This window comes from Desulfobulbus sp., assembly GCF_031547805.1.
In the GTDB taxonomy this organism is placed as follows: Bacteria; Desulfobacterota; Desulfobulbia; order Desulfobulbales; family Desulfobulbaceae; genus Desulfobulbus.
Window position 1 is genome coordinate 24,260 of record NZ_JAVBRQ010000042.1, and the last position, 6,588, is coordinate 30,847.

The following is a 6,588-nucleotide window of genomic DNA, read 5'->3' on the forward strand; positions in this document are numbered from 1 at the left end:
ACGTTCGAAAACCGCCGATTGCCGGCGGACGAGCCTGGCTCAAGCTCTGATGGCAATCAGATAAAAAAAATCCGTTGGCAGAAAACGGAATTGAAGCCGCCAAGACAGGAAACGTATATCAGGCATCAGGCCCGCTCTACGATGCATTCGAAGGAACCCTGCCGTTCAGCGGTCGGTAAGGCAGTCTCGACCCGGTTTTCACATCCCTGCCAGCCGTAACCGCGCCATCCACTTGTACCTCCCTCCCATCCGCTTCTCATGCACTGCCTTTTAAAACAAGGGACGAATATTTACAATTCTGCAAAAATGTTTATCAATTCCTGTAAAGGTAATTGTCATTCAACATAGTGTGGTGCTGCAAATTTATCAAAATACGTTTTGCGGATGCACCTCTTGTTTTTCGTTGATCGGAAACGATGCATTGTCTTCTTCATGCCAGCGAATCCGGTCAAAGCGTATTGCACATCGATTTGCTCGACATTCATACTTCCCGCACCGAACGACAAACAATGCCTTTAATCACCTGAATTACATACGATCAACAGGAGGATGTCATGTTCAAAAAAATTTTAGTGCCATTGGATGGCTCCGACTTGTCCACCAAGATTCTTCCCGAAGTAAGGGAATTGGCAAAATGTATGCCTGCCCAACTCACCCTGCTTCATGTTTGCCATTTTCCGATGACCGCTGGCACGGAATCCCTGCCGCCAGCCATGGAACAGAAAGCCGAAGCGGATGAAGCAAGGGAATGCGCGGTGTTCATGGGTAAAATCGCGCAGGAAATCGAGTCGGAGGGGATCGGCGTGAACTTTGCCTGCGTCCAAGGCTCGCCTGCCCGCGAAATCATCGCCTATGCCCATGACAACAAGTACGACCTGATTGCCATGGCGACCCATGGCAAGGGAGAGGTGGCGTGGATTTTGGGCAGCACGGCCGAAAAAGTGGTCACCCATGCCACGATTCCCACCTTGCTCTATCGGGTGATCAAGACAGAGCCCCCGAAATCCAAGGAACACCTGATCGGCATGCCGTAGCGAACGCCCCAGGGGCGTGATGGGCTCGATGGGCTGCGGCTGGCCGCGCTCATTGCTTGTGCCGCTGCTCCCGCGCCCCCATCCGTCAGGCCCGCTGTTGTTCCGACAGGTACTTGCGCAGAACCAACGGCCGCCTGACGCGATCCAGCCTGTTGGCGCAGGCGGCACAACACCACACTTTTCCATCTATCAGCCCGTTTTCGCAGATCATTTTCCCAAACTCCGCCACCCCGGCGCCGCCAACGCCACCCGCTGCCTTTTTTCCCGTCGTGCGCGAGCTAGAAAGAGAAAGAGCGAATCCTCGTATTTTTGCGAGTTGTTGCCCCGGCCTTTTTTTTCTTAAGTGCCAGCATCAAATCGCAACGTAGCGCCGGGTACGGCGGCAATCGCAGGCGCCCCCCTCCCGACATCTTGAGTTATACGCTTTTTTAATCGACAAACCGTACGACACCGCCACGGCAGACATTCTCCTTTCGTTATCGTCGTTGCCCAAGCGGTGCAGCCAAGGAGCCCAGCTATGGAAAAGATCTATGACATCGTCATCGTCGGTGCCGGCCCCGCCGGCATGACCGCGGCTATCTACGCGGTTCGGGCCAACATGCAGGTGCTGTTGCTCGACCGCCTCGCCCCGGGCGGGCAGATGGTCAACACCAATGAAATCGAGAACTACACCGGCGCCGGCAGACTGAGCGGCGCCGAACTGGCCATTAAGATGTTCGAGCACACCCAGGAATTGGGCGCCGAGTTCGATTACAAGACCGTTATCGACATCAAGGACGGCAATCCGCTGAAGACCATCACCTGCGAGGAAGACGACACCGTCTACAAGGCGCGGGCGGTCATCCTCGCCACCGGCACCGTTCCCCGGCGGCTGGGCGTACCGGGGGAGGACTCTTGGGCCGCCAACGGTATCAGCTGGTGCGCAATCTGCGACGGCGCCCAATATCGCGACAAGGAGGTGGTGGTCATCGGCGGCGGTAATTCCGCGGTCGAGGAGTCGATCTACCTGGCCGGCATCTGCACCAAGCTGACCATCGTCACCCTGTTCGACCTCACCGCCGACCCCAAGGCCTGCGACCAGCTGCGCCGGATGCCCAACGTCACCATCTATCCCTACCAGGAGGTGCTCGAGTTCACCGGCACCGACCGCCTCACCGGCGTGCGCTTCAAATCCACCCAGGAAGACGCCACCGAGCGCCAGGTCCCCTGCGACGGTGTGTTCGAATACATCGGCTTCCAGGCCTCGTCCCAGGCATTTGCCCGGCTCGGCATCATCGACCGCACCGGCTGCATCCAGGCCGACGCCCGCATGCGCACCTCGGTGCCGGGTATCTTCGGCGCCGGCGACATCACCGTCAAACATCTCAGACAGATCGTCACCGCCTGCGCGGACGGTGCGGTGGCGGCCAACAGCGCCGCCGCCTATGTCGAATCACTCAAATAACCAGGAGAACATCACGATGATCACTGAAATCAACGAACAGGAATACGAATCGTTGGATCCGGCCGCACCGAAACTGATCGAATTCTATTCAAAAACCTGCGGGCCGTGCAAGATGCTGTCCTTTGTCCTCAAGGACATCAGCAAGCAGAATCCCGATTTCCCCATCTATATCATCGATTTCGACGAAAACCGGGCCTTGAAGGAACAGCTCGGCGTCAAGGGCTTTCCGACCATGCTGTTCTTCAAGGACGGCAAGGAAGTCAGCCGCCTGGAAGGATTGAAACAAAAACCCGTCATCATCAAAGCCATCGAGTCACTTGCCTGACAAGGAGCACACCATGAGCAACAAAATTCGCTTTACCAGCCAGGAGCACATCATCACCCGTCAAAACCGGGCGGAAAAAAAGTTCCTGGCCGCTTTCGCCGCCGAGAAGCCGACCTTCGAGGCGCCCATGGTCATCCATAACCCCTACCTGATCAATCCGCTCGGCGCCCTGGTGATGTTCATCACCCCGGAAAAGGTGGCTCCGACCCTGACCGTGCACGGCAAGCGCTACGCCCGGGAAGACCTGACCCACACCTTTGCCGCCGCCACCGAGCATTTCCTGCCGGTGCTCGGCCTGTACGAGGATTTTGACAACAAGGTGACGGTGTCCCTGCCGGACGGCCGTTCCACCACCCTGACCATCACCACCGGCAAACTGCCGGGAGGCGTCGAAGGCGTCTACCGCTGCCGCAACATCCAGGCCTCCCTCGATTATCTGGGGGACGACCTCATGTTTCTCAGCCCGGCCGGCAAGAACCTGCCCTCCGCCTACGACTACAAGGGCGACATCCGCTGGCTGCTGACCGAAAACACCATGTTCGACCTCAAGCGGATGAAAAACGGCAACATCGTCACCGGTTCCAGCCGCTTCTGCCACATGCCCTACAATAGCACCGGCATGTTCGAGATCAACCTGCTCGGCAAGATACACAAGGAATTCCGGATGCCGGGCAACTACCATCACGACCATTTCGAGATGGAAGACGGCAACCTCCTGGCCCTGACCCAGGATTTTGCCCGCGATACCGTCGAGGACATGTGCGTGCTGCTCGACCGCAACACCGGCGAGGTCCTCAAGACCTGGGACTACCGCAAGGTGCTGCCCACCAATGTCGGCGGCTCCGGCTCGCAGGACGCCCACGACTGGTTCCACAACAACGCCGTCTGGTACGACAAGAAAACCCACACCCTCACCCTGTCCGGCCGCCATCAGGACGCGGTCATCAACATCGATTACGAGACCGGCAATCTCAACTGGGTCATCGGCGATCCGGAAGGCTGGCCGCAGGAGCTGGTGGACAAGTACTTCTTCAAACCGGTGGGCGATCTGTCCAAGTTCGACTGGCAGTACGAGCAGCACGCCTGCGTGGTCTGCCCCAACGGCGATGTGATGTGCTTTGACAACGGCCAGTACCGCTCCAAGGTCAAGGAAAAATACATCGAGAACAAGGACAACTTCTCCCGCGGCGTCCGTTACCGCATAGACACCGACAAGATGGAGATCGAGCAGGTGTGGCAGTACGGCAAGGAGCGCGGCCAGGATTTCTTTTCGGCCTACATCTGCAACGTCGAATACTATGCCGAGGGCCACTACCTGATCCACTCCGGCGGCATCGGCCGCGTCGACGGCTACGCCTCCAAGGCGCTCGGCGCCTTTCTCGACATGAACGATCCGAGCATGGAACTGCGCTCGGTCACGGTCGAGGAAAAAGACGGCGTGGTCCTCTACCAACTGGAGACCGAAGGCAACTTCTACCGGGCCGAGAAGCTGCCGCTTTACCATGGCGGCGACAACCTGGTGTTCGGCGACGGCAAGCTGCTCGGCAACCTGGAGGTGACCGAGGAGTTCGACACCGTGCCCGAGGCCGAAGAGGTTCTCGAGCTGCCGCCGAGCTTCCACAACATTCTGGTCGAGGAAGACGAGGACCGCTTTGTCTTCCACGGCAAGTTCGAAAAGGGCACCCTGGCGATGCTCTGCCTGGAGAACGAGCGGGAAGGCCATCACTATTTCATCAACACCGCTGCGGTGGTCCACCTGGCGATGTGCTCCGGCGCCTTCCTCGAAAAGGACGACCGCGACGTCAAGATCCACATCAGCAAGCGGGGCCTGCAGGGCGAATTCGCGCTCAAGCTGATCGTCAACGACAAGAAGTACCAGACCGGCGTGACCATTTACTGCCCCTGATCGCGCCATAAGACTGCCCGGACGACCAAACTCTCCGGTCTCATCGGGCACAGGGGGGCTGGCGGGATGTGCCGCCGGCCCCCTCCCCGCAACAGCCGCACCAACGACGGCGACCCGGTTCGTACCGGGCCGCCGTTCGTTTTTCCCGCCCGCCAGCCGCCGTTTCCCGTCCGGCCCCCTGTTTCCCCGGCCGTTTTGCCTCGCACCATGCGTGCTCCGGTTCGTCATCTTCCTGACCGGAAACCGTCTTCGCCGCCGATACCACGCCTGCCGGCACCGCCACTTGGCCGCCCGCCTTCCCATCCTCGTAAACCTAAGCCGAAAACCTCGTAAGTTTGCGAGTTGTTGGTCAAGCCGCTTTTTTTTTAATTATCGGCATATACGGGCATGCGCCACGACGCCTGGGATCGGCAAGGTCCGCCCCGGCGGGACAAAGCGATCGGGCGGGCGAAGACCCCTTTCGCGCCATGACACAGACAATCACATCGAGGAGGGAAGAACACATGCAACACGAACTCAACGACAGCACTCCCTGCAATCTGGGGAGCAAGGCGGACCAGCAGGGACGGTTCGCCAACAACTATTTCGACGGCCTGCCGGTACGGGGCGTCCACCGGCTGCTCTTTTTCCTGATCATGGCCGCCTACTTTTTCGAGCAGTTCGACAACTGGAACTTCGGCTTCATCGCCCCGGCCCTGGCCCATTCCTGGAACCTGAAACCCTCCGATATCGCCACCATCCTGTTCTGGTACTTCATCGGCATGACCTCGGGCGGTTTTCTGGGCGGCGTCATCTCCGACTTCATCGGCCGGCGCAAGACCTTCCTGATCTCGATCATCATCTTCTCGGTCTCCTCGGTCATCACCGGCTACACCAACGACTTCGCCATCTTCACCCTGTTCCGGTCCCTGACCGGCTTCGGCGTCTTCTGCATGATGGTCACCTCCCAGGCCTATATCGCCGAAATGGCCCCCTGCGAGACCAGGGGCATGTGGCAGGGACGGGTTGCCGCCATCGGCTTTTGCGCCGTACCGGTGGTCGCCCTGATCTGCCGGATGGTCATCCCCATGGATCCCGAGGCCTGGCGCTGGATCTTCTACGCCGGCGGCATCGGCCTGGTCGCCTTTGTTCTCGGCCTGAAATATCTCCTGGAATCGCCGCGCTGGCTGGTGGCCCACGGCCGCATCGAGGAGGCCGAGGCGATCGTCATGCAGCTGACCGGCAAGGACATCGATCTCTCCGAAGCCGCCAAGCTGGTGCAGCCCAAGATCTCGGTCATAGAAGTGCTGACCGGCATGTTCACCAAAAAATATATCGGCCGCACCCTGCTGCTGATGCTGATGTTCGTCAGCATCACCCCGGCCGGCTTCCTCCTGAGCACCTGGACAACCCAGCTGCTGAAGATGCTCGGATTCACCGTGCAGGAGACCCTCACCGCCATGACCATCATCAGCATCGGCGTGCCGTTCGGCTGCTTTATCAATTCGCTGGTTTCCGACATGGGCGGACGCAAGGTGCCGATCATCGCCCTGATTCTTCTGGCCGCGGTCTTCGCCTTCATCTTCGGCAACATGAAGTCCCTGATCCTGTTGACGATCTTTGGCTTCATCGTCACCGCCTTCAACCTGGCGCTCAGCTTCATGATGTTTTCGTACACGGCCGAGTCCTATCCGACCAGGATGCGCAACACCGCCACCGGTTTCCACAACGGCCTGGCCAGGCTGGCGGTCTCCGGCTCGCAGCCGCTGATCCCCATTATCCACCAGGCCTACGGCTTCATGGGTGTTTTCACCTCGGTGGCTATCCTGTTCTTCCTGCCGATGATTCCGCTGATGATCTGGGGCAAGCGGACCGGCGGCAAGAGTCTGGAGGAGATTGA

5 protein-coding genes are annotated in these 6,588 nt (G+C 59.1%); all 5 read left to right on the forward strand.

Annotated features, from left to right (window positions below):
* Positions 1-554: 554 nt before the first annotated feature.
* Entirely contained in the window at positions 555-1,034 is a 480-nt protein-coding gene (locus RMR13_RS14090) for a universal stress protein (protein WP_310601263.1), read from the forward strand.
* 517 nt (positions 1,035-1,551) lie between these two features.
* The gene (locus RMR13_RS14095; RefSeq protein WP_310601264.1) at positions 1,552-2,478 is read left to right on the forward strand and encodes an FAD-dependent oxidoreductase; all 927 of its coding nucleotides are present in this window, start codon (positions 1,552-1,554) and stop codon (positions 2,476-2,478) included.
* A 16-nt stretch (positions 2,479-2,494) separates the two neighbouring features.
* Positions 2,495-2,803: a thioredoxin family protein gene (locus RMR13_RS14100; RefSeq protein ID WP_310601265.1), complete on the forward strand. Its 309-nt coding sequence runs from the start codon at positions 2,495-2,497 to the stop codon at positions 2,801-2,803.
* 13 nt (positions 2,804-2,816) lie between these two features.
* The gene (locus RMR13_RS14105) at positions 2,817-4,709 is read left to right on the forward strand and encodes an aryl-sulfate sulfotransferase (protein ID WP_310601266.1); all 1,893 of its coding nucleotides are present in this window, start codon (positions 2,817-2,819) and stop codon (positions 4,707-4,709) included.
* Positions 4,710-5,212: 503 nt separating this feature from the next.
* The coding region (locus tag RMR13_RS14110; protein ID WP_310601267.1) for an MFS transporter at positions 5,213-6,588 on the forward strand (1,376 nt) is incomplete at its 3' end.